General features: G+C 65.7%; 22 protein-coding genes. 8 read left to right on the top strand and 14 right to left on the bottom strand.

Annotated features, from left to right (window positions below):
• The first annotated feature begins 27 nt into the window (after window positions 1-27).
• Window positions 28-600: a DUF1285 domain-containing protein gene (locus tag JDO7802_RS05170; protein WP_055083353.1), complete on the top strand. Its 573-nt coding sequence runs from the start codon at window positions 28-30 to the stop codon at window positions 598-600.
• 34 nt (window positions 601-634) lie between these two features.
• On the opposite strand, the gene JDO7802_RS05175 is transcribed toward JDO7802_RS05170, so the two are convergent.
• The 7 genes from JDO7802_RS05175 to JDO7802_RS05205 all read right to left on the bottom strand — a co-directional run bounded on the left by JDO7802_RS05175 (window position 635) and on the right by JDO7802_RS05205 (window position 6,551).
• The gene (locus JDO7802_RS05175; protein WP_222836394.1) at window positions 635-1,168 is read right to left on the bottom strand and encodes a redoxin domain-containing protein; all 534 of its coding nucleotides are present in this window, start codon (window positions 1,166-1,168) and stop codon (window positions 635-637) included.
• Window positions 1,169-1,185: 17 nt separating this feature from the next.
• Window positions 1,186-1,758 carry a pseudouridine synthase gene (locus JDO7802_RS05180; protein ID WP_055083356.1) on the bottom strand — a complete coding sequence of 191 codons (573 nt, stop codon included), beginning with the start codon at window positions 1,756-1,758 and terminating at the stop codon, window positions 1,186-1,188.
• Complete coding sequence (locus JDO7802_RS05185; RefSeq protein ID WP_055083358.1) at window positions 1,755-2,078, bottom strand: hypothetical protein; 324 nt, start codon at window positions 2,076-2,078, stop codon at window positions 1,755-1,757. The genes JDO7802_RS05180 and JDO7802_RS05185 overlap by 4 nt, the downstream gene beginning before the upstream one ends.
• A gap of 4 nt (window positions 2,079-2,082) precedes the next feature.
• Window positions 2,083-4,875: a DNA polymerase I gene (polA, locus tag JDO7802_RS05190; protein WP_055083360.1), complete on the bottom strand. Its 2,793-nt coding sequence runs from the start codon at window positions 4,873-4,875 to the stop codon at window positions 2,083-2,085.
• Window positions 4,876-4,968: 93 nt separating this feature from the next.
• A complete protein-coding gene (gene trhA / locus JDO7802_RS05195) occupies window positions 4,969-5,637 on the bottom strand; it encodes a PAQR family membrane homeostasis protein TrhA (protein WP_055083362.1) in 669 nt (222 codons plus the stop codon).
• Between the two features lie 57 nt (window positions 5,638-5,694).
• Window positions 5,695-6,294 carry a DUF2459 domain-containing protein gene (locus JDO7802_RS05200; protein WP_055083364.1) on the bottom strand — a complete coding sequence of 200 codons (600 nt, stop codon included), beginning with the start codon at window positions 6,292-6,294 and terminating at the stop codon, window positions 5,695-5,697.
• A 47-nt stretch (window positions 6,295-6,341) separates the two neighbouring features.
• On the bottom strand, window positions 6,342-6,551 hold the full coding sequence (locus JDO7802_RS05205; protein ID WP_055083365.1) for a zinc-finger domain-containing protein: 210 nt from the start codon (window positions 6,549-6,551) through the stop codon (window positions 6,342-6,344).
• A gap of 172 nt (window positions 6,552-6,723) precedes the next feature.
• On the opposite strand from JDO7802_RS05205, the gene JDO7802_RS05210 reads away from it, so the two are divergent.
• Window positions 6,724-7,653 carry an ABC transporter ATP-binding protein gene (locus tag JDO7802_RS05210; RefSeq protein WP_055083367.1) on the top strand — a complete coding sequence of 310 codons (930 nt, stop codon included), beginning with the start codon at window positions 6,724-6,726 and terminating at the stop codon, window positions 7,651-7,653.
• Here JDO7802_RS05210 and yddG read toward each other — a convergent pair.
• On the bottom strand, window positions 7,650-8,510 hold the full coding sequence (gene yddG / locus JDO7802_RS05215) for an aromatic amino acid exporter YddG (protein WP_055083369.1): 861 nt from the start codon (window positions 8,508-8,510) through the stop codon (window positions 7,650-7,652). The two genes, JDO7802_RS05210 and yddG, sit on opposite strands and share 4 nt — an antisense overlap.
• Window positions 8,511-8,577: 67 nt before the next feature.
• On the opposite strand from yddG, the gene JDO7802_RS05220 reads away from it, so the two are divergent.
• The 3 genes from JDO7802_RS05220 to JDO7802_RS05230 all read left to right on the top strand — a co-directional run bounded on the left by JDO7802_RS05220 (window position 8,578) and on the right by JDO7802_RS05230 (window position 11,148).
• Window positions 8,578-9,753, top strand: coding sequence for an NAD(P)/FAD-dependent oxidoreductase (locus tag JDO7802_RS05220; protein ID WP_055083371.1), 1,176 nt, complete (start codon window positions 8,578-8,580; stop codon window positions 9,751-9,753).
• Window positions 9,754-9,837: 84 nt separating this feature from the next.
• Window positions 9,838-10,470 (top strand): VPLPA-CTERM sorting domain-containing protein, encoded by a 633-nt coding sequence (locus JDO7802_RS05225; RefSeq protein ID WP_055083373.1) that lies wholly within the window; start codon window positions 9,838-9,840, stop codon window positions 10,468-10,470.
• Window positions 10,471-10,497: 27 nt separating this feature from the next.
• Window positions 10,498-11,148, top strand: a complete 651-nt coding sequence (locus JDO7802_RS05230) for a VPLPA-CTERM sorting domain-containing protein (RefSeq protein WP_055083375.1) — start codon at window positions 10,498-10,500, stop codon at window positions 11,146-11,148.
• Here the strand turns inward: JDO7802_RS05230 and xylA are convergent.
• From xylA to xylF, 5 genes are all read right to left on the bottom strand, one after another.
• Window positions 11,139-12,431, bottom strand: a complete 1,293-nt coding sequence (gene xylA, locus JDO7802_RS05235; protein ID WP_055083377.1) for a xylose isomerase — start codon at window positions 12,429-12,431, stop codon at window positions 11,139-11,141. The two genes, JDO7802_RS05230 and xylA, sit on opposite strands and share 10 nt — an antisense overlap.
• 1 nt (window position 12,432) lies before the next feature.
• Window positions 12,433-13,866, bottom strand: a complete 1,434-nt coding sequence (gene xylB / locus JDO7802_RS05240) for a xylulokinase (RefSeq protein ID WP_144430534.1) — start codon at window positions 13,864-13,866, stop codon at window positions 12,433-12,435.
• Window positions 13,866-14,615: an ATP-binding cassette domain-containing protein gene (locus tag JDO7802_RS05245; RefSeq protein WP_055083382.1), complete on the bottom strand. Its 750-nt coding sequence runs from the start codon at window positions 14,613-14,615 to the stop codon at window positions 13,866-13,868. The genes xylB and JDO7802_RS05245 overlap by 1 nt, the downstream gene beginning before the upstream one ends.
• On the bottom strand, window positions 14,615-15,907 hold the full coding sequence (locus JDO7802_RS05250) for a sugar ABC transporter permease (RefSeq protein ID WP_055083384.1): 1,293 nt from the start codon (window positions 15,905-15,907) through the stop codon (window positions 14,615-14,617). The genes JDO7802_RS05245 and JDO7802_RS05250 overlap by 1 nt, the downstream gene beginning before the upstream one ends.
• A 107-nt stretch (window positions 15,908-16,014) precedes the next feature.
• Window positions 16,015-17,013, bottom strand: coding sequence for a D-xylose ABC transporter substrate-binding protein (xylF, locus tag JDO7802_RS05255; protein WP_245624151.1), 999 nt, complete (start codon window positions 17,011-17,013; stop codon window positions 16,015-16,017).
• 247 nt (window positions 17,014-17,260) lie between these two features.
• Here xylF and JDO7802_RS05260 point away from each other — a divergent pair, with 247 nt between their 5' ends.
• Together JDO7802_RS05260 and JDO7802_RS05265 are read left to right on the top strand one after the other, a co-directional pair.
• Window positions 17,261-18,505 (top strand): ROK family protein, encoded by a 1,245-nt coding sequence (locus JDO7802_RS05260; RefSeq protein ID WP_055083388.1) that lies wholly within the window; start codon window positions 17,261-17,263, stop codon window positions 18,503-18,505.
• 5 nt (window positions 18,506-18,510) lie between these two features.
• Window positions 18,511-19,968 (top strand): CRTAC1 family protein, encoded by a 1,458-nt coding sequence (locus JDO7802_RS05265; protein WP_245624116.1) that lies wholly within the window; start codon window positions 18,511-18,513, stop codon window positions 19,966-19,968.
• A gap of 33 nt (window positions 19,969-20,001) precedes the next feature.
• Here the strand turns inward: JDO7802_RS05265 and JDO7802_RS05270 are convergent, their stop codons facing one another.
• Window positions 20,002-21,297, bottom strand: coding sequence for a cytochrome-c peroxidase (locus tag JDO7802_RS05270; protein ID WP_055084722.1), 1,296 nt, complete (start codon window positions 21,295-21,297; stop codon window positions 20,002-20,004).
• Between the two features lie 167 nt (window positions 21,298-21,464).
• Between JDO7802_RS05270 and typA the strand changes: the two genes are divergently transcribed.
• Complete coding sequence (gene typA / locus JDO7802_RS05275) at window positions 21,465-23,285, top strand: translational GTPase TypA (protein ID WP_055083391.1); 1,821 nt, start codon at window positions 21,465-21,467, stop codon at window positions 23,283-23,285.
• The last annotated feature ends 39 nt before the right edge of the window (window positions 23,286-23,324 follow it).

The following is a 23,324-nucleotide window of genomic DNA, read 5'->3' on the forward strand; positions in this document are numbered from 1 at the left end:
GGCTGACGGATGCGAGGGCAAAGGGCAATGGCAGGACAAGATCGCGTGACCGGCTCGGCAGGCAACTTCCTGCAATCCGCCCAAGTCGCCGCGAAAGAAGGCAAACGGGGTGCGCCGCCGGTCCATCTGTGGAACCCGCCGTTCTGCGGCGACATCGACATCGTGATCAAGCGCGACGGCACCTGGATCCACGAAGGCACGCCGATCGGGCGGCAGGGCCTGGTCAAGCTGTTCGCGTCGATCCTCAAGAAGGAGGGCGAGGAACACTTCCTCGTCACGCCGGTCGAAAAGGTGCGCCTGCAGGTGGAGGATGCGCCATTTGTCGCAGTCGATTTCGACGTGGCCGACGGTGTCATCACCTTCCGAACCAATGTCGACGATTTGGTCGGGGCCGGCCCCGACGCCCCGATCCGTGTGGAATTCTCGGACGAGGGAGAGCCGTCGCCCTACGTCGAGGTGCGCCGGGGTCTGCAGGCCCTGATCGACCGGAAATCGTTCTACCGCCTGGTGGAGCTTGGGGAGGAACGGGACGGGCAGTTCGGGGTCGAATCGAAATGCACGTTCTTTCCGATCATCGATGCGGATGCGCTGTCGGATTGACGCCCGGCCGATCCGGCGGCCGGACGTCTGACGTTCAGCCGCCGTAGGCACCGCGCGGCGGGAAGTCTTTGTCGATGACGAAATCCAGCTTGGACAGGAGCAGCTTCAGGTCGGGCCGCAGATAGGGTGCGCTGCCCATCTCCATCATGTTAAGCGTGCCGCCCGGTTTGACCATCGCCAACCCCGGCTCGGAAAAGACGTCCGGGTCCGCGTCGGACCGCGCCTTCGACATGTACAGCCCCCAGGCGCGCGCCTGCTCTTCGGTCAACCCATATCCCATCGGAATCGGGTCGAGGTTCCATTTCGCCTGCGCCTCGACCGCCTTGTCCTTGCTGTCCATGGACACGTTGATGACCTCGACCCCCTTTGCCAGGAAATCATCATAGAGATCGTGCAGGCCCGCCAGGTAATCCCCGCAGATCGGGCAATGCAGGCCGCGGTAGAAGACGATCATCGTGAAAGCCTTGGGCGATTGATCCGCCAGCCGCCATTTCGCGTCGATGATGAGATCCAGGTCGAGCGCGGGGGCGGGTTGGCCCGGCAGGGGCATGGTGGTCGTCTGGGTCATGGGTAATCTCCGGTTGGTTATGTCGGGTCAACGGGGGGATGTGAGCGGGGTTCCGTGCCAATCTCCCGCCATGTCCCGGTCGACAGGCCCTGCAGCGTCCAATCGCCGACCGACCACCGGATCAGGCGCAGGACCGGCAGGCCCACATGCGCGCACATGCGCCGCACCTGCCGATTGCGCCCTTCGGTGATGGTCAGCTGCAGCCAGGCATCGGGTACGGTCTTGCGCAATCGCACGGGTGGGTCGCGGGGCCAAAGCCAGTCGGGGGCGCAAACCGCTTCGACCAGTGCCGGGCGGGTGGGGCCATCTTTCAGCGGCACGCCCTGCCGTAACGCGATCAGGGCATCGTCCGTCGGCACCCCTTCGACCAGCGCGAAATATGTCTTGGGCGTCTGCGTCTTCGGCTGCGTAATCCGCGCCTGCGTGCGGCCATCATCGGTCAGGATCAGCAACCCCTCGCTGTCACGGTCCAGCCGCCCCGCCGCATAGACGCCCGGCACGTCGATCCAGTGCTTCAGCCCCTGCCATTTCCCCTCGTCCGTGAACTGGCTGAGGACATTCATCGGTTTGTTGAAGGCAATGAGGGTCATTCCGCGCGGTCCAGACCAAAATCGAAGCTGGCGCCGGCTCCGAACACCGCCGACCAGCCGATGGCGACGCTCGGGCCCGGGCCGACACTTATCAAGGCAGCGTCGGTCAAGCTCACCGAAAGCCAAATGGACATGATGGCAACCGCCACCAATCCTGCCGCCATCGTATCCCAGGCCGACAGCGTCGTGCCGATGATCGCCAAGCCGGGCAGGAGCTCGAATGCGACGGCACCATCCACGAAGGTGGCCGCGATCCAGAAGAAAACCGTTCCCGCCACCCACGCCCAGGCACAGCCAACGAAAATCCGGTCGAGGTTCATCGCGTCAGTGCGCCTCGGCCCAGTTCGCGCCCTGCCCCGCATCCACGATCAGCGGCACCGACAGGTCGACGACCGGCAGATGCGCGCCTTCCATCACCTCTCGGGCGGCGGTGGTCAGTTTGTCCACGTCATCTTCGGCCACTTCGAACAGCAATTCGTCGTGCACTTGCAACAGCATCTTGGCGTCGATGCCGGCGATGGCGTCCTCCATCCGCACCATGGCGCGGCGGATGACGTCGGCGGCGGTGCCCTGGATCGGTGCGTTGATCGCGGCGCGCTTGGCAAAGCCCGCACCCGGACCTTTGGCATTGATTTCGGGCGTGTGGATGCGGCGCCCGAACAGCGTCTCGACCCGGTTATGCGCTTTCGCGAATTTCACCGTGTCGTCCATGTAGTCGCGGATGCCGGGGAAGCGTTCGAAATAGGTGTCGATGAAGGCCTGCGCCTCGGCGCGCGGAATGCGCAGATTGCGGGCGAGGCCGAAGCCCGAGATGCCGTAGATCACGCCAAAGTTGATGGCCTTGGCCTGTCGGCGCACCTTTGGCGTCATGTCTTCCAACGGCACGCCGAACATTTCGGACGCGGTCAGCGCGTGAATGTCCTGCCCGTCCTTGAACGCCTGCTTGAGCTGATCGATCCCTGCGATATGCGCCAGGATGCGCAACTCGATCTGGGAATAATCGAGCGCGACCAGAACCCGGCCTTCCGGGGCCACGAACGCCTCCCGGATGCGGCGGCCCTCTTCGGTCCGGATCGGGATGTTCTGCAGGTTCGGATCGGTGGACGCCAGCCGCCCGGTGTTTGCCCCGGCGATGGAATAGGACGTGTGCACACGCCCCGTATCGGGGTCGATATGTCCCTGCAGCGCGTCGGTATAGGTCGATTTCAGCTTGGACAGCTGCCGCCAATCGAGGATCAGCTTGGGCAGATCATGCTCCGTCGCCAGATCCTCCAGCGCGTCGGCCCCGGTGGACCAGGCCCCGGTCTTGGTCTTCTTGCCGCCCGGCAGGCCCATGTCGCCGAACAGGATCTCGCCCAATTGCGCGGGGGATCCGACGTTGAACGGCTTGCCGGCGGAGGCGTGGATATCCTCCTCCAGCGCGGCCATCTTCTGCGCGAACTTGCCGGACATGCGGCTGAGGACATCGCGGTCGACCTTGACGCCCGTCATTTCCATCCGCGCCAGAACCGGCACCAGCGGGCGTTCCAGCGTCTCATAGACCTGCGTGACGCGGTTCACGTGCAGACGCGGCTTGAACAGGCGGTGCAGGCGCAGGGTGATGTCCGCATCCTCGGCGGCATAGGGGGCCGCCTTGTCGATCTCCACCCGGTCGAACGTCACCTGAGCCTTGCCCGTCCCGATCAGCTCCTTGATCGGGATCGGTCGGTGGTTGAGGTAGCGATCCGACAGCGCGTCCATGCCGTGATTGTGCAGTCCGCCGTTCTGCGCATAGCTCAGCAGCATCGTATCGTCGATCGGCCCGACCGTGATGCCCAAGCGTGCGAAGATCTTGAAATCGTACTTCATATTCTGGCCGACCTTGAGGATCGCGGGATCCTCCAGCATCGGCTTGAGCAGGGCGAGGCCCGCGTCCAGCGGCATCTGCCCTTCGGCCAGCGCGTCGGTGTCGAACAGGTCCCCACCCCCCGACCGATGCGTCAACGGCACATAACACGCCTCTCCGGGGGCCACGGCCAGCGACACGCCGACCAGATCGGCCTGCATCTCGTTGAGCGATGTCGTCTCGGTATCGACGGCCACCGTCCCGGCGCGTGCGATCCGGTCCAGCCAATCCTGCAACGCGGCGGCGTCGCGCACGATTTCATAGCTGGAATGGTCGATCGCCGGGTCTTCGGGGGCGTCGGGCGCATCCGCCTGCGGTGCGACGTCGACCATCGCGGGCGGCTCCGCGCCCAGACGGTCGGCGATGCGGCGCGTCAGGCTGCGGAATTCCATCTTGTTGAGGAATTCCAGCAGGTCGTCCGCCACCGCGTCCTTGATTTCCAGATCGTCGAGGCCGAACGGCAAATCCATCTCGCAATCCAACTGGACCAGACGCTTCGACAATTCGATCTGTGCCCGGTGTTCGATCAGCGTCTCGCGCCGCTTGGGCTGCTTGATCTCGGCCGCCCGGTCCAGCAGATCCTCCAGCGACCCATATTCCTGGATCAACTGGGCGGCGGTCTTGATGCCGATGCCCGGCGCGCCCGGCACGTTGTCAACCGAATCGCCGGCCAGGGCCTGCACGTCGACCACGCGGTTGGGGGCCACGCCGAACTTTTCGAAAACACCGTCGTCGTCGATCCGCTTGTTCTTCATCGGGTCCAGCATCTCGACCCCGCCGCCGACCAGCTGCATCAGGTCCTTGTCCGACGACAGGATGGTCACCCGTCCGCCGGCGTCACGGGCGCGGTGGGCAAGCGTCGCGATGATGTCGTCCGCCTCGAACCCCTCGATCTCCTCGCAGGCGATGTTGAAGGCGCGCGTCGCTTCGCGCGTGAGGGGGATCTGCGGGCGCAGATCCTCGGGCATTTCCGACCGGTTCGCCTTGTACTGATCATACATGTCGTTGCGGAACGTGTGCGACCCCTTGTCGAAGATCACCGCCACATGCGTCGCGGCATCCGGTCCGTCGTTGCCTTGGACGTAGCGGTCCAGCATGTTGCAGAACCCCGACACCGCCCCGATCGGCAGCCCATCCGATTTCCGCGCAAGCGGCGGCAGCGCGTGAAACGCGCGAAAGATATAGGCCGATCCGTCGATCAGGTGCAGGTGGCATCCCTTGCCGAAAGTCATCGCGTGTCCCCCGTCGCTGTGACCTCACCCATGCCACGAACCAAAAAGGGGCACCACCATGCCCCCTTCCATCGCGACCGTTTTCTGCGGGCGTCAGGCGATCCGTGTCGCGACCATGTGCCAGGTGACGGCAACGAAATAGACCACGGACGCCGCAACGACGAACCCGTGCCAGATCGCGTTGTGAAACCGCATCCGCTCCATCATCAGGAACGGCGTGCCCAGCGAATAGATCAGGCCGCCCCCAAGCATCAGCGCGAAGACGGGCCAGGACGTCGTGGCGATCACTTCGCCGCCGCCGATCAGGACGGCCCAGCCCATCGACAGGCCGATCGCCACCGACAGCGCCGTCGACCGACGCCGGCGCAGAAAGGTCGTGACCGTCGCCACCACCGCCGCCGTCCACATCGCGGCCAGGAACGTATTGCCGGTGCCCGACAGCAGGCCGAACGGCGTCACCGTGCCCGCGATCTTGAGGTAGATCGCCGACAGGTCCATCCGGCGCAGCCGGTCCTGCCAATCGGGGTGGGAGATGTGATTGTAGGCCAGCGACGCCGACAACATCGCGATCAGCGTCGCGCCATAGATAGAAACGGCCAATATGCCGGTGGCATCGCCGCGCAGCACGGCCGTGAGCGTGATAAGGACGGGAACGGCGGCAAGCGCCAGGATCAGCCCGGCGATGTGCACGACCGCATCGCTCACCAATTCGGCCCGGTCGTAGGGGCGGTTGGCGGGGGCGGTGTCATCCATCTGGGTCATTATCCAGATATAGCGTCCAAATTTTAACAGTCACCTCACGACCCTGACGACGCCGCGTTACCCGTGCCACCGAAGCGCCAGCCGCACCGCCTGCGGGGTCGGCGTCCAGACCCCGAACCGCACGCCCGCCGCACGCAGCATCTGTCCGACCCAGACGTTGCAGGTGCGCCAAAGATCGAAGCGGCCGACCGCGCCAAAGAACCCGTCGGTCGCCGTAAATCCGGGATGGTTCAACGCCTGTCTGTCGGTGGATGCGACCAGCGCCGCAAGCAGACGGTCGTATTGTACCGCGCCCAACCGAAGTTCGGGGCGGCCCGACAGGTCGACATCGCCCCAAACCTCCACCCGCAGGACGGAGGCATCGCCGGTCACCGCGCGCCAGACCGGCCCGACCTCCATGTCCGAATAGCGGCCGGTCGCAGTATAGAAATCCCGCGCGCCCCAACCAATCAGGATCCAGCGGGCACCGAGCGCATCCACCGGCACGCCCGCGTCTGTCGCGAAACCGAACGCGGCCCGCGTGCGCGGCGTTGCGGGCAACAGGAAATCGTAGTGGATCGCGGTGCCGACCAGATGGATCGTAACGTCATCGCCGGGCGCGGCCCCGTCGGACGGAATCATCGCACCAATCAGCCCGGCGATCAGCCAGACGGCCACGGCACACGGGACGATCAGCAGCCAGCGCAGCGCGCGAAGGACCCGCCTCAGTGGCCGTCGCCTTCCAGAACGAAACGCTTGTCGCAGTATCCGCATTCGACGAACCCGACCTTGGGGTCGATTGACAGCCAGACGCGTGGATGGCCCAATGCCCCCTCGCCCCCGTCGCACGCGATGCGGGTCGCGGTGACCGTCTCGATCTCGGGGGCCGGCAACTGGGTCTGACGGCTGGGATAACGGGGCGTTCCGGTGGTCATGCTGGCTCTCGGTCTGTGCGGGCGAATGTGCTCCGTCTTATGGCCCATCGCCCGCGCCGCCCGCAAGCGGCTCGGCAGGGGCGCACAGGTCGGTCGCGTCCAGACGCGGTTGCCTTGGGGGCCGGGGCCTTCTACCTCCCACGGCACTGCGACACGCCGGGAAGGGCCATGCATGACCAATGCGATCGAGATCGAAGGGCTGCGCAAGACCTATGGCGGCGATGGCAAGACCCCCGCGAAGGAAGCGTTGAAGGGGCTGGATCTGACCATTCCGACCGGCAGCATCTTCGGTCTGCTGGGGCCGAACGGGGCCGGAAAATCCACGACGATCAACATCATGGCGGGTCTGGTGCGCAAGACCGCCGGCAAGGTCCGGATCTGGGGCTTCGATCAGGATCGCAATCCGCGCCAGTCGCGCGCGGCCATCGGTGTCATGCCGCAGGAGTTGAACCTCGATCCGTTCTTTACGCCTGCGGGCGCGCTCGACGTGCAGGCGGGGCTTTATGGCGTGCCCAAGGCGCAGCGCAAGACCATGGAAATTCTGGAATTGGTGGGCCTGTCGGACAAGGCAGACGCCTATGCGCGCACATTGTCGGGGGGTATGCGGCGGCGGCTTCTGCTGGCCAAGGCGCTGGTGCATCACCCCCAGATCCTGGTGCTGGACGAACCGACGGCAGGCGTGGATATCGAGTTGCGGCAAATGCTCTGGCGCAACGTGCGCCGCCTGAACCAGGAACGGGGGATGACGATCATCCTGACCACCCACTACCTGGAGGAGGCGCAGGAGATGTGCGACGAAATCGCCATCATCGCTGACGGCGAGCTGGTGATACGTGACAAAACGGCGAACCTCCTCAACCGGCTGGATGCCAAAACCATGGTCATCGTCCCCGAAGCCACGGTTGGCGATCTTGACCTGCCGGAAGGGCTCGAACTTGACCGTCGCGGCGACGGATCGCTGGCCTTCAGCTATGCCCGCGCGAAGATCACGGCGGAGCAATTGCTGGGCTTCGTCCACGCCAACGGCATTTCCATCCGCGACGTGCGCACCGAGGAGGCGGATCTGGAGGACGTCTTCGTCTCCCTCACCCACCGCGACTAGGGCCGTCGGAAGATCAGGTCCTTGGCAGCCAGACCGGCACCGCCCGTGATCAACAGGCAGGCAAGCGCCACCGCCCAGGTCAGCGTCGCCTGACCCGCCCCGATCAACACGAAGGTCGACAAAAGCGGCGCACCATAGCTGGCCGCCCCCAGCACCGGCAGATCGCCGCGCTTGACCCCGATGTCCCATAGAAAGAAGGCAAGACCGACGGGTCCGAGGCCCAGCCCCAGGATGGCGAGCCATTCGGTCCCCTGCGGAACAACGGTGGACTCCAGCGCCAGATGGGCCACCAGCGACAGCGCCGCGGTGGCCAAGCAGAACCCGGTCACGGCGTCCGTCGGAACATCGGCGAACCGGCGCGACAGCACCGAATACCCCGCCCAGAAGAAGGCGGCGACAAAAGCGATGGCATAGCCCGCCGCATGGTCGGACGACAGCGCGACCCCCTGCCCCCCGGTCACGATCAGGGCCGCCCCCGCCAACCCCAGCAGCGCGCCGATCAAGTGATGCGCCCGCAGGCCAGTGCCAAGCGACGACAGCAATACGATGAGCAGCGGCCAGAGATAGGCGATCAGGCTGGCCTGCACCGGGGGCGCGGCGCGCAACGCCAGCACATAAAGAAGGTGATAGCCGAAGAGGCCACCCACCCCCAGCGCCCAGACCGGCCAGGGCTGACGCCAGGCGGTCCATCCGCGCCGCCGCCATCCCGCGATCAGGCCCATCGTGCCACCCACCGCAAAGCACATCGCCAGAAGCTGAAACGGCGGCACGTCGCCCGACAGCGTCGTGAACAGCGCCAGTGTCGCCCAGAGAACGACGGCACCGAAGCCCGCCAATGTCGCCATGTCACGCGTCATGCACCTTCGGATGACCGCTTGATCGCACGGGGGCAAGGTGTAGCGTTCAAACGAACACGGAGGATGTATGGCGGACAGGATCGTGATCATAGGCGGCGCCATCATGGGGTCGAGCCTGGCCTGGTGGTTGACGGACCTGGGGCATCCCGCATCCGACATCACCGTGGTGGAGCGTGATTCGACCTACGCCGCCTGCGGCACCGCCTTCACCAACAGCTGCATCCGGCAGCAGTTCGGCAACCCTCTCAACATCGCGGTCAGCCAATTCGGGGTGGAGTGTATCCGCAACTTCCAGACCATCATGGACGATGCGCGCGTGCCGCCGATTCACTTTCACCCCTTCGGCTACATGTATCTGGCCGACACGCCCGAGGCGGAGGCGAACCTGCGCCGGATGCACGGGGTGCAGGTCGCGTCGGGGGCCGGCACGCGGCTGATGTCGCCCGACGACATCGCGCGCGACTTCCCGTTCTACGACACGGCCGGGCTTCGGCTGGGGGCCCACGGCACGCGAGACGAGGGGTATTTCGACGGGACGACCATGTTCGACTGGTGGCGGCGCTGCGCCTGCGATCGGGGCGTGACCTATCTGACGGACACGGTGATCGGCATCGACACGTCGGGCGGACGGGTCGGCGGCGTGACGCTGGCGTCCGGGGCGCGGCTGGGTGCGGACATCGTGGTCAACGCCGCCGGCACGCGCGGCGCGGCGGTGGCGCGGATGGCAGGCCTGGATTTGCCGGTGGAGCCGCGCAAACGCTACACTTGGGTTTTCTCGGCCGCGCGCCCGCTGGACCGCGACCTGCCGCTGACCATCGACCCGTCGGGCGTTCACGTGCGTCAGGACGGCGCGAACTACCTGGCCGGGGCGACGCCCGACATGGACCCCGCCGTCGACCCCGAGGATTTCGCGGGCGACTGGGCCATCTGGGAAGACAAGGTCTGGCCGGCCATCGCCGCCCGCATCCCCGCATTCGAGGAGATCCGCGTGACGCAAAGCTGGGTCGGGCACTACGATTACAACACGTTCGACCAGAATGCCGTGGTGGGCCCGCACGGCGACTTGCCGGGGTTCCACACGCTAAACGGGTTTTCGGGGCATGGGTTGCAACAGTCGCCCGCCATGGGGCGGGGCCTGGCCGAATACCTGATCCACGGGTCCTATCGTACGTTGGACCTGACGCCGTTCGGGCCAGACCGCATCGCGACCGGCGTGCATTTCCCCGAGTCGGCGGTCATCTGAATCGCCCCCGGCGGACCCCGCCCGCCCCGCAACAATCGCGAATTTGCCCAAATTCGGACGGATTCCGCGGTCATTCCGGTCGTCATGAAACAGATTCTCGTTCCCCTGGCCGTCATGGCCGCGTTCATCCTGCCCGCAGGCGAAGCTGGCGCGGCGGTCATCGGAACCTATGATTTCGACTATTCCGACACGGGCAACCGCAGTGGGCAGGGTCGGGATCAGAATGCCAATGGCGTGCTTATCTCGGACGACGGCTCGACGTTCCGCGACAGCTTCTCCTTCGGGGATCTGAGCGGCGCAATCATCGAATCGTTCGATCTGTCGTTCACCTTCTCGGGTGCCGGACCGACGTCTTTCACCATCTTCACCCTCGAAGAATGGACCGTTACGCTGGAGGGCAGCGATCCCACCGGCACATCCGACGATCTGTTCGGCACGCTCGTGGATGCAACTGCCCCTCTGGCCGGGACGATCGACGCGACCACCGCTCCGGGAAGTTCGTTCTTCGACGATGCCCTTGCAAATCTCGGCTTCGACTTCTCGTTCGAGCAGGACGGCCTTCTCCCCGGCAACAGCTTCCGCCTGGCCGGCGCATCGCTGAGCGTGAACGGCACCGCCGCCGTCGTGCCCCTGCCGGCACCGGGGTTCCTGCTGCTTGCGGCCCTCGGAGGTCTTGCCATGCTGCGGCGACGCAAGACAGCCGATGTCGTTGCCTGATCCGTGGCACCCTTCGGGGGCACGGGCATGATCAAGGCGCTCACGACCAAACTGGGCCTCCTCCTCGTCTGCCTGCTGGGTCTATCATCTCCGGTGGATGCGGCGGTGATCGGCACCTATGTGCACGACTACGGCCGCAACGGCGGACGGGTTGCGCCCCAGACCTACGGGCGATTGCAGGGCGATCGCGTCGTGATCCGCGACTCCACCAACGGCGTCACGGATTTCGCCGATTCCATCGACCTGTCCGGCATCGGCGTGGTCGGCACGGATGTGACGGTCGACAGTATCGACCTCGATCTGGTGTTCGACCGCGCCGGGCCGAACCCGCGCAATTCGGAAAACTGGTTCGTGGAAATTTCGGGGGCCGGGTCCGGCTTCGGGCTGAGCACGATCGCCCTTTTGGAAGACCGCCTGTCCCCGCAGACCGTCACCCTGACGGCCGGCAGCGATGCCTTCGATGCCGCGCTGGCGAACCTTCGCCTCGACTTCACGTTTTCGGAACCGGGCTTCGGGCGCAGCGACACCTTCCGCCTGTTCAGCGCGACCGTCCGCGTCAACGGGTCGGTCATCGCCGCCGTGCCGCTTCCGGCGCCCGGTTTTCTGCTGCTGGCGGGGCTGGGCGGGCTGGCGTTCCTGCGCCGCAAGCCCGATCCAAAGGGCGCGCCTCAGACGTAGCGGTTGAGGATGTTTTCCAACCGCTCCTGCCGGCCTGACACGGGGTCGGGATTGATCCCCTGCGCCTGCACCCGCGCCGCGATCGACCCCAGATCGGACGTCAACAGATCGCCCTGCGCATCCCACCCGGCATAGCGGGCATTGCGCGCCGCCTCCAACTCTCCGCCTTCGATCATCGCGGCCGCAGCCTTCAGACCCCGCGCGCAGACGTCCATCGCGCCGACATGCGCCGCAATCAGATCGACCGGGTCCAGCGACTGACGGCGCAGCTTGGCATCGAAATTGGTGCCGCCCGTGGTGAAGCCACCCGCCATCAACACCTCGTAATAGGCGCGTGCAACTTCCGGCACGTTGTCGGGAAACTGGTCCGTATCCCAACCCGATTGGTAGTCGTTGCGGTTCATGTCGATGGACCCGAAGATCCCCAGGGACCGCGCCATGGCCAGCTCGTGCTCGAAGCTGTGACCTGCCAGAATCGCGTGGCCCTGTTCGAGGTTCATCTTCACCTCCCCTTCCAGCCCGAAATCCTTGAGGAAGCCATAAACCGTGGCGACGTCGTAATCGTATTGGTGCTTGGTCGGTTCCTGCGGTTTCGGCTCGATCAAGATGGCACCGTCGAAGCCGATCTTCTTGGCATACTCGACAACCATGCACAGGAAGCGCCCCGCCTGTTCACGCTCGCGCTTCAGATCGGTGTTCAGAAGCGTCTCATAGCCTTCGCGCCCGCCCCACAAAACGTAGTTTTCACCGCCCAGCTTGTGCGTCGCGTCGATGCAGGTCTTCACCGTCGCGGCCGCAAAGGCAAAGACATCCGGGTCGGGGTTGGTTGCGGCACCCGACATGTAGCGACGGTGGGAAAACAGATTGGCCGTCCCCCAAAGCAGCTTGGGCCCGCCCGCCTTCATCTTATCGCCGATATAGTCGGTGATCTCCTCCAACCGCGCGGTATTCTCGGCGAAGTCGGCACCCTCTGGCCGAATGTCGGCGTCGTGGAAGCAGTAGTACGGCTGGCCCAGGATCTCGAACATCTCGAAAGCGACGTCGGCCTTGAGCTTGGCAAGCTCCATCGTCTCCCCGAACCAAGGCCGCTCGAACGTCTGGCCGCCGAAGGGGTCGCCGCCGGGCCAGGCGAAGCTGTGCCACCAAGCGACGGCGAACCGCAGGTGATCTTCCATCCGCTTGCCCATGATGACCTCCTCCGCGTCGTAGTGGCGATAGGACAGGTCGTCGGTGGCGTTCGCGTCGAATCGCACCTTGTCGATACCGGCGAAGAAATCGGTCATCTCAGAAATCCTTGAGCAGTTGATAGGCGCGGCGGTAGCGCGCGTGACCGGCGGCGAAAGCGTCAGTCAGATGAGTGTTAGGGTCATAGGTGCGGTCGACGACCGGGGGCGTCGCAATCTCCGCGCCCTCGCCCGTGGCGGCCATCCGGCCCAGTCGCGCTGCCCCCAGCGCGGCCCCGAACTCGCCCTGCGCGGGCAGGTCCAGTGGAATGTCCAGCGTCGTGGTCAGAATCCGCAGCCAATAATCCGACCGCGCGCCGCCCCCCATCGCCAGCGCCCGCGGAACATTCGTGCCCGTCGCGGCAAGGGCATCGCGGCAATCGGCGAAAGCATAGGCGACCCCCTCCATCACGGCGCGCGCGGCGGCCCGGGCATCAGTGGCGTGTTCGAGGCCGAGGAACTGACCCCGGATGGCGGCATCGTTGTGCGGCGTCCGCTCTCCCCCCAGATAGGGCAGGAACAGCGGCTTGCCGGGCGCGCGCAGCGGCTCCAGATCGGTGGTCAGATGCGCGGCAGACTGCCCCGTCAGCGTCGACAGCCAATTGAGCGCATCGGTGGCCGCCAAGATCACACCCATCTGATGCCACGTGTCGGGCACCGCGTGGCAAAAGGCGTGGACGGCGGTGTCCGGGTCGGGGCGATATGCGTCCGTCGCGGCAAACAATACGCCGGAGGTTCCCAGCGACAGGAACGCCGCGCCATCGGACACGCAGCCCGCGCCGATGGCGGCGGCGGCGTTGTCGCCCGCCCCGCCCGCGACGGGAACGCGCGGCAGACCCACCTGCGCCGCAAGATCGGCGCGCAGGGTACCGCTGATTTGCGAGCCATCGACCAGGCGGGGCATGTGATCGCGGGTCAGGTGGCACGCGGCCAGAAGATCGTCGGACCAGTCGCGCGCGCCCGTATCCAGCCAAGCCGTCCCTGCGGCATCCGACATCTCCGACACGCAATCACCGGTCAGGAACAGGCGCAGGTAATCCTTGGGCAGCAATATCTTTTTGGTGCGCGCGAAGACGTCCGGTTCGGTCCGGCGCACCCATTCGACCTTGGGCGCCGTAAAGCCGGGGAACACGATATTGCCGGTTCCGCTGCGAAACCGCGGGTCCGCGTCCAATTCTGCGGCTTGCGCGTGCGCACGCGTGTCGTTCCACAACAGGCAGGGGCGCAGCGCGCGATCGTCCGCCCCGACCATCGTGGCCCCGTGCATGTGCCCGGCCAGACCGATGCCGTGCAGGCCGCTGCAATCGTGTTTTGCGGCCAGGGCCGTCAGCGCGTCGCGCGCGGCATTGCACCAGCTTTCCGGCGATTGCTCGGACCAGCCATCGCGGGGTCGCTGAACCGACAGGGGTACGGAATGTTCAGCCAGAACCCGGTCGTGCGCGTCGATCAGGATCGCCTTGAGCGACGACGTGCCAAGGTCGAGGCCGATGAACATCAGGCGGCTGCTTTTGGGTTCTTGCCGAGAATAATCATCGACAGGATGTCGTCCTCGGTCACATCCTCCACCCGTTCGGTGCCGACCATCTTGCCATTCTTCATCACCGACACCCGGTCGCAGAGGTCCATCATCTCCCGCGTGTCGTGACTGATGAGGAAAATACCCAAGCCCTGCGCCTTCAACTCCTGAATCAGATCGGCGACCATCTTGGTCTCATGCACGCCCAGCGCCGCCGTCGGCTCGTCCATGATGAGGATGCGGGCGTTGAAATACACGGCACGGGCAATGGCGACGGATTGGCGCTGGCCGCCCGACAGGGCTGATACCGGCTCGTTGATCTTTTTGAAGTTGGGGTTCAGGCGCGCCATGATCCTGCGCGTCTCCGCCTCCATCCGCGCGTCGTCCACCAGGCCAAAGCGGTTCGTCAACTCGCGCCCCAGGAACAGGTTCGCGGGGGCGTCCAAGTTATCGGCCAGCGCCAGCGTCTGATAGATCGTCTCGATGTTGTAGCGCCGGGCGTCGGCGGGGCTGCGGATCTCCGCCTCCTGCCCGTCGATGCGGATCGTGCCGGAATCGCGGGCGTACGCCCCCGACAGGATCTTGATCAGCGTCGATTTTCCGGCCCCGTTGTGACCCAGCAGGCCGACGACTTCGCCGGCATGCAGGTTCAGGCTGACGTCATCGACGGCGCGCACGCCCCCGAAGGCGATCGAAATGTTTTCGAGTTCGACAAGTGGCGTAGCCATCAGTCCCGTGCCCCCGTGCGCTTGCGATAGATGATGTCGATCCAGACGGCCAAGACGAGGACCGATCCGACGACGATGTTCTGCAGCGGTGCGTCGACGCCGACCATTGCCATGCCCGATTGCAGCGACTGCATGATCAGCGCGCCGATGATGGCCCCGTGGATCGTGCCGATCCCGCCCTTGAGCGCGGTCCCCCCGATCACGGCCGCCGCGATAACGCGCAACTCGTCCAGGATGCCGATGTCGTTGGAGTGGTTCGTCAACCGGGCCGAGGCCACGACAGCGGATATCGCGCAGAGCACACCCATCAGCGCGAAGATCTTGACCGTCAGCATCTTGGTATCGATGCCCGACAGTTCGGCGGCGTCGGGGTTGCCGCCGGTGGCGAAGATATAGCGGCCAAACCGCGTGCGCCCCGCGATCACGGTCATCACGATGGCGACGGCGATCAGCAGGACGATGGAAATCGGCACGCCGTAGCCTTCGGTGTATCCCTCGGGCATGGTCAGGCCCTGCGCGTCGAATCGGCGCTGCAACACGCGGCTGGGCACCTGATAGGCGTTCAGAAGGGCGACGAAGCCAAGGATGCCGCCGGTGACGATGGCCATGACGGCAACTTCTGCCCACACCGGCTTGACCGGGAAATCATGGGCGATCTTGCTGCGCCGCGCGCCCCACAGCGCCCAGATCGCGACGGCCGCCGCGGCCAGACCCAGGATCCAGCTGCCGGTCACGCCCAGCGTGCCATTGATGCCGCCGAATTTCTGGAACGTCGGGTCGAGCGGGCCGATGGTCTGACCGTTGGTCAGGTACCAAGCCACGTTGCGCCACACCAGAAGTCCGCCCAGCGTCACGATGAAGGCCGGAATGGCGAGATAACCGACGAGATAGCCGTGGAAGCCCCCGATCACCGCGCCCGCCACGATGCCGAAGGCGATCGCGACCCAAGGGGTCAGCGGATGACCCAACCCGAAGCCCAGCATATCCGGCATGATGGCGGTCTGCGTCATCGCCATCACAGCCGAACATGTGGCCAGGACGGACCCGACGCTCAGGTCGATGTGGCGGGTGACGATGATGAAGACCATCCCGGTCGCCATGATGGCGACGGAGGCCGTCTGGATCGTCAGATTGAACAGGTTGCGCGGCGTGATGAACCGTCCACCCGACGCGATGTCGAAGGCCACCGCGATCACGATGAAGGCCCCGATCATGCCCAGAAGGCGGGTGTCGAGGTCCAGCGCCTTCCAGCCCGTGCGGGGCGAGGCGGGGGCGGTTGCTGTATCGGTCATGGGAACTCCGGGACGGAAAGGTCGGGCGATGCGAAAGGGGCATCGACGCGGAGGAAAGAAAGGGGGTCGGCCCGCCCCGCGAACGGGACAGGCCGGGGATCACACGATCAGCTGCAGGGCGCGGGGCCGCCGTCCACACCCTGGCACAGGGCGTCGACTTCGATCCAACCGGCGTCGGTCACGACCGACAGGTTGTCCTGGGTGATCGGCACGGGGGCGAGGAACATGGCGTTCATCTCGGTCCCCGCCGGGGAGGTCCACTCGATCGCGCCTTCGATTTCCTGCGGCTCGGTGCCACCGGACAGGGCGACGGCGATCTCGGCTGCGGCCTTGCCCAAGGCGCGGGCGTCCTTCCAGACGGACACGGTCTGCGTCCCCATGGCGACACGGTTCAGCGCGGCGTGATCGCCGTCCTGACCGGACACCGGGATGCCATCCATGCCTTGCGCCGTAAGGGCTGCGACCACGCCACCGGCGGTGCCGTCGTTCGACGCGACCACGGCATCGACGCCGTTATCGTTGGCCGTCAGGATCTGCTCCATGTTGCGCTGGGCGTTCGCGGGCAGCCAGCCGTCGGTATAGGCTTCGCCGACGATGGTGATATCACCGGCGTCGATGGCCTCCTGCAGGATCTCCTGCTGACCGCCGCGCAGGAAGTCGGCGTTCGGGTCGGTGCCGGAGCCCTTGATCATGACGTAGTTGCCGGTGGGCTGTTCGGCCAGAACGGCGCGGGCCTGCATGCGGCCGACCTCGACGTTGTCGAACGTCAGGTAGAACGCATAGGGGTCTTCGATCAGACGGTCGTAACCGACGACCGGAATACCCTCGTTCTGCGCGGCCGTGACGGCCGGGCCGATGGCCTGACTGTCCTGGGCCAGAATGATCAGGGCATCGACACCCTGCGCGATCAGACTCTCGACGTCCGAAAGCTGCTTGGATGCAGACGATTGCGCATCGGCGGACACATAGGTCGCGCCGGCGGCTTCGAGGGCCGCGACGATGGCGGCTTCGTCGGTCTTCCAGCGCTCTTCCTGAAAGTTGGACCAGCTGACGCCGACGGTGGGCGCATGGGCGTCCGCATGGGCCATCGTGCCTGCAAAGGTCATCGAGGCGGCAACGGCCGCCGTCATAAGGTTCTTCATGGTATCCTCCCGTTGATCGCAAAACGGGTCGCACCTCTGCGGGTGGCCCGGATCGGATACGGCATCGAAACAAGTTTTTATTCGATTGTCAAAATTAATTTGACCTCAGGCCGGAAGAATCGTTCAATCGATCTTGGAAAAACGGCTAGCAACAGCGCCGGATGCCGCGTTTTCATGCGGTCGGAGGATTTTTAGTTGCCGAATCGAATTAATGGGGTTTGACGTCCCGCTCAGACCGGCGACGCAATTGGGCGGCGACGACGCGCCGGGCTGCGGTCCGCTGCGCGGGGCGCGGCAGTCGGGCACCCTGCCGCTGCGCCAGCAAATCTATGAACAGGTCCGCTCCGCTGGTCACATCAGCCGCGCCGTCCTGGCCAAGGAGCTGGAGGTTTCGCCCGGCTCGGTCACGCCGCTGGTGTCCGATCTGCTGGCGCAGGACCTGCTCTACGAAGTGGCCGACGATTCGCAGCATCATGGACGCGGGCGCCCGCCCGTCACCTTGGCGGTGAACCCCCGGCGCGGTCTTGTCGCCGGGCTGAAGCTGTCGGATCATGAACATTCCGCAATCCTGGTCGATCTGGCGGGACAGCCCGTCGCCTCGGCCACGATGCTGCGCGGCGGCGGCGTGCGCGACGTCGCGGGCCTTCTGGACGAGGTCGAGACCCTTCTTGCCCAATTGGCGGACGCCGCCGGTTCGGACGCGCCGCCGATCATGGGGTTGGGCCTTGGCATGCCGGGGATGATCGACCACGCATCCGGCCATCTGCGCTGGTCCCCCATCGTCAGCGACCGCGATCTGGATCTCGCCGCCGCGGTCACCGACCGCATCGGCCTGCCCGCGTCGGTCGACAACGATGCCAACCTTCTGACCATGGCGGAGCTGTGGTTCGGCAGGGGGCGCAGCCTGTCGGATTTCGCCGTCGTCACCATCGAATACGGCGTCGGCCTGGGGCTGGTGGTGGATCACGCGCCCTATCGCGGCGGGCACGGCTACGGGATGGAGCTGGGCCATACCAAGGTGCAATTGGACGGGGCGCTGTGTCGCTGCGGCCAGCGCGGCTGCCTTGAGGCCTACGTGGCCGATTTCGCCTTGGTGCGGGAGGCACCGATCGCGCTGGACGGCACATTGCCGCCGCGCGGCGAAGTTCTTCAGGCTCTTTATGAACAGGCCAAGGGCGGGAACGAGGCGGCGCGCGCCATTTTCGAACGGGCGGCGCGGTATCTGGCGGTCGGTCTGGCGAATGTATCGAACCTGTTCGATCCGCGCCGCATCATCCTGTCGGGCAGCCGGATGCGCTACGATTTCCTCTACGCCGAGGAGATGCTGGCCCAGGTTCCCAACCTGACATTGAACACGCCCCCCCCGATCGAGGTGAATGCCTGGGACGATCTGGTCTGGGCACGCGGGGCCGCCGCCCTTGCGATGGCGGATCTGACACCGCGCCTTCTGGCATGAGGGGGATGCTGCTGTTACTGGCGACGCCCGCCATGGCCGACCCCGCCTTCGTCCCCGTTCCGGTGCCGGATCATGTCTATGCTGGCGGGTGGGAACATTTCGTCGGCGGCGGCATCGCGGCGGTCGACTGCGACGGCGATGCCCTGCCGGAGCTGGTCGCGGCGGGCGGCGAACGGCCCGTCACCCTGCTGCACAACCTGGGCGACATGGCTTTCGCGGTCGCGCCCTTCCCCGCGATCACCAGGGCGACCGGCGTTTATGCCCTGGATCTCGACGGCGATGCCGTCGACGACCTGATCGTTCTGCGCGCCGGTCCGAACGTCACGTTGAAAGGCGACGGCACCTGCGGATTCGTAATCCACGACTTCGGTATCCCGGACGGCGGCGATGCCTGGACCACGGCCTTTTCCGCCACATGGGAAGAGGGGGCGATCCGCCCGACCCTGGCCTTCGGTAACTACGTCGACCGCGACGCGCCGGGCGGCCCCTTCGGGACCTGCGATACCAACCTTCTGCTGCGGCCCGACGGCGACGGATACGCCGAAACGATCCTCGATCCCGGCTTCTGCGCGCTGTCGGTCCTGTTTTCGGATGAGAATCGCGACGGGGTCGCCACCCTGCGGCTGTCCAACGACCGGCATTACTACGTCAGCGGCGGGGCGGAGCAGATGTATTCGCTCGCCCTCGACCGCTTTCTGACCGCCGACGATGGCTTCGACGCACCGTCGATCTGGGGCATGGGCATCGCCAGCCGCGACATCACCGGCGATGCGCGGCCCGACCTTGTTCTCACGTCGATGGGCGACCAGCTGACCATGCTGTCGACCCTGACGGGGCATCAGATGGCCCCGTTTTCCATCGGCAGTTTCGCGCAACGCCCCCATGTGGGCGAAGACGGGCGGCCGTCGACGGGGTGGCACGCGGCCTTCGCGGATGTGGACAACGATGGCGACGCGGATCTGTTCATCGCCAAGGGCAACGTCGATCAGATGCCGGGGATGGCGATGGCGGACCCGAACAACCTGTTGCTTAACCAAGGCGGCATTTTCCGCGAAGTGTCCCAAACGGCAGGCGTGGCGTCGCTGCACCGCGGCCGCGGCGCGGTCGTTGCTGATCTGGACGCGGACGGCCGGCTGGATCTGGCCGTCGTGAACCGCCGCGCACCCCTGGAAGTCTGGCGCAATGTGTCGGCCGCTGACAACGCCGTATCGATCACGCTGGAGCAGCCGGGCGGCAATCGTGCCGCCGTGGGGGCCTGGGTGGAGCTGCGCACATCGGCGGGCCTGCAAGTTCAGGAACTGACGATCGGCGGTGGCCACGCGGGCGGATCGATCCTGCCGCTGCACTTCGGCATCGGAGGCGCGACGTCGGCCGAGGTGCGCGTTCTTTGGCCCGACGGGACGCAGGGCGATTGGCGGCCCGTCGGGGTCGGTCCCATCACATTGGCGCGGGTGCCGGATTAAGCGTGCGCGCCCCCGTCGCCGTTTCGCAAACCCTCAGTCCCCGTGATCCACCGGCAGTCCCGACGGCACGACGCGCGGTGTTCCCGACCGCCCCTGCAACGCCTTTGGGTCGCGCAGCGTTTCCAGGAACGCCATCAGCGCCGTCACCTCGGCTTCCGTCAGGATGCGGTCCGGCCCGGTGATCCGTGCGGCGATATCCTGTACCTGATCGACATCGTCCAAAATGGTCCAGTCGTTGACCATCAGTTTCGGCAAGGCCACGGCACGGGGGTAGTCGCGCAACGCCGCACGCGGCGCGGCATGGGCACGCAGAAAATCGCGCAGGTTGGCATAGGCCCCGGCGTGCCCCCACGGTCCGGTGTCAGTGACGTTGCGCAGCGATGGCGTGCGGAAGGCATAGCGATCCGCCTCGACCCCGGTGACCCGAAACCGCCCGTCGTCGCGGGCATGGCTCTCGAAGGCGGCGGCCTTGCCCGGACCCAGTTGCGGCTGGCCGGTGACGTGAAAATCGTGATCGGTCTGGAACGCGCCGGAATGGCACGACGCACAGTCGAGCGATCCGTAGAACAGCTCCATCCCCTCCAACGCCCGCACCGGCAGATCGCCATCCCCCCGCAGCCAGGCGTCGAAGGGCGCGGTATCGCTGCGCCATTCGTGTTCCACGAACTGCGCGATCGCGTCGGAGATATCGGTGAAATCGAGCGTTTCGTCGTTCGGGAAACCCTCCTGCCAGAGCGTAACGTATTCGGGGATCGCCCGGACCCGGGCGGAGAGTTTTTCCCACGCGCCGTCCGGCCCCGTGATGAAGCCCTGACGCACGGCTTGAGCGATCTCGTTTTCGGAAAAATGCCCCGCCATTTCATCCGCCGACAGCACCGGGAACATCGTCTGCGCCGACAGCAGCGTGTCGAACCCTTCGACCATTTCGGGCCCCATGGGCGTGCGCAGGCCCGCCGCAGTCTCCTCGATCCGGCCATCGTGGAACAAAACGGTGAATTCATGCGCGCCTAGGTTCCACAGGCCCGGCGCATTGCGGGGGATGCGGTCCTCGGGCGGGTTGGTCGGGTCAACGGTGCGGTCGGGGCCAAGCCCCACGCCGCCTTCGCCCAATCCAAGCGCCAATCCGTCGCCGGTGCCGAACCGCGGCTGATGGCAGGTGCCGCAACTGATGTTGCGATTGCCCGACAGGATCGGGTCCCAGAACAGGAGCCGCCCCATGGCCACCTTGGCCGGATCGGTGGATCGGTACGCGTCGTCGGTGACGGGCGACGGAAACTCCATCGCCGCGGCCGGCAGAGCGACAAGGCATAGAAAGGCGCAGCGGATCATGATCCAGTCAAACCACGCCATCCCCACCGCGACAAGCGACCGGGTGACGCGCGGCGTGCGACCGGGGCCATGCTGCGGGCGGATGGCAGCCCTGCACCATAAGCGCTGGCCTTTCGCGCCGTTTGACGGTAACGCGCGCCCAACCCCCCATTTCGAGGCACGCCCCCATGGACCTTCGCAACATTGCGATCATCGCCCACGTCGACCACGGCAAGACGACGCTCGTGGACGAACTTCTCAAGCAATCCGGCACCTACCGCGAGAATCAGGCGACGACCGAACGCGCCATGGACTCCAACGACCTGGAGCGGGAGCGGGGCATCACGATCCTCGCCAAGGCGACGTCGGTGGAATGGAAAGGCGTGCGCATCAACATCGTCGACACCCCCGGCCACGCCGATTTCGGCGGCGAGGTGGAGCGGATCCTGTCGATGGTCGACGGTGTAGTCCTGCTTGTGGATGCCGCAGAAGGCCCGATGCCGCAGACCAAGTTCGTCACCTCCAAGGCGCTGGCCCTGGGTCTCAAGCCCATCGTGGTGCTCAACAAGGTCGACAAGCCGGACGCGGAGCCGGACCGCGCGCTGGACGAATGTTTCGACCTTTTCGCGAACCTGGGTGCCAATGATCAGCAGTTGGATTTCCCCGTTCTGTACGCGTCGGGGCGCAATGGCTGGGCCGATACCGAACTGGACGGCCCGCGCGAAAACCTCGACGCGCTGTTCGATCTGGTGATCGAACATGTCGAGACGCCCGCGCAGGTCGCCGACCGCGACAAACCTTTCCGCATGCTGGCCACCACCCTGGGGGCCGACCCGTTCATCGGCCGCATCCTGACGGGCCGTGTCGAGTCGGGCACATTGAAGGCCGGCCAGACGGTCAACGCCCTGTCGCGCGACGGCACCAAGATCGAAAGCTTCCGTGCCACCAAGATCCTGGCTTTCCGCGGCTTGGGCCAGCAGCCCATCGACTTGGCCGAAGCCGGCGACATCGTCACCATCGCGGGCATGGCCAAGGCCACCGTGGCCGACACGATCTGCGATACCTCCGTGACCGAGGCGATCCCGGCGCAGCCCATCGACCCGCCCACCATCACCGTGACCTTCGGCATCAACGACTCGCCGCTGGCAGGTCGTGACGGCAAGAAAGTGCAATCGCGCGTCATTCGCGAACGTCTGATGAAGGAAGCGGAAACCAACGTCGCCATCAAGGTTACCGACACCCCCGGCGGCGAAGCCTTCGAAGTTGCCGGCCGCGGTGAACTCCAGATGGGTGTTCTGATCGAGAATATGCGCCGCGAAGGGTTCGAGTTGAGCATCTCGCGCCCACAGGTCCTGTTCCAAGACATCGACGGGGAGCGTCACGAGCCGATCGAGGAAGTCACCATCGACGTCGACGACGAATATTCCGGTGCCGTCATCGAAAAGATCACCGGTGCCCGCAAGGGCGAGCTGGCGGAGATGAAGCAGGCCGGGGCGGGCAAGACCCGCATCATCGCGCATGTCCCGTCGCGTGGCCTGATCGGCTATCACGGCGAATTCCTGACCGATACGCGCGGCACCGGCGTCATGAACCGCGTGTTCCACGAATGGGCCCCCTTCAAGGGGCCGATTCCGGGTCGTCGTGCGGGTGTCCTGATCTCCATGGAATCGGGCGTGTCCGTCGCCTATGCGATGTGGAAGCTGGAGGATCGCGGGCGCTTCTTCATCGGTGTGCAGGAACAAGTGTACCAAGGCATGATCCTGGGCGAGCACAGCCGCGAAAACGATCTGGAGATCAACCCGCTCAAGGGCAAGCAGTTGACCAACGTGCGCGCAAGCGGAACCGACGAAGCCGTCCGCCTGACGACACCGATCACGCTGAGCCTGGAGCAGGCCATCGCCTATATCGACAACGACGAGTTGGTGGAGGTTACGCCCAACGCCATCCGCATGCGCAAGCGGCACCTCGACCCGCACGAGCGCAAGCGCGCATCGCGCGCCGCCGGATAAGGCACTTGGCAGTTCAGAGACGCATAAGGGGCGCACCAT

The sequence above is a fragment of the Jannaschia donghaensis genome (assembly GCF_001403795.1).
GTDB lineage: Bacteria > Pseudomonadota > Alphaproteobacteria > Rhodobacterales > Rhodobacteraceae > Jannaschia > Jannaschia donghaensis.